The sequence below is a fragment of the Streptomyces bobili genome, from assembly GCF_002154575.1.
GTDB classification, from domain to species: domain Bacteria; phylum Actinomycetota; class Actinomycetes; order Streptomycetales; family Streptomycetaceae; genus Streptomyces; species Streptomyces bobili.
This window is the reverse complement of sequence record NZ_MUBA01000080.1, coordinates 13,853-14,055: the sequence shown is the minus strand read 5'-3', so window position 1 is coordinate 14,055 and position 203 is coordinate 13,853. Positions and strand designations below refer to the sequence as shown.

Here is a 203-nt window from a genome sequence, read left to right as displayed (position 1 = left end):
CGGCGACTGCCCGCTCGACGAGCGGCTGACCGCACAGATGCAGGCCGCGCGCGAAGCGATGGTCAACGCCGCCAAGTACGGTGGCGAGGGCGGCGCCGTACAGGTCTACGCCGAGGTCGAGGGCAGGACGGTCTTCGTGTCCGTCCGGGACCGCGGTCCCGGCTTCGACTTCGACTCGATACCCGCCGACCGGATGGGCGTCA

General features: G+C 70.9%; 1 protein-coding gene. It reads left to right on the top strand.

Annotated features, from left to right (window positions below; genetic code table 11):
* On the top strand, positions 1 to 203 hold a 203-nt coding region (locus BZL64_RS38965), incomplete at both ends, for an ATP-binding protein (protein ID WP_167396103.1).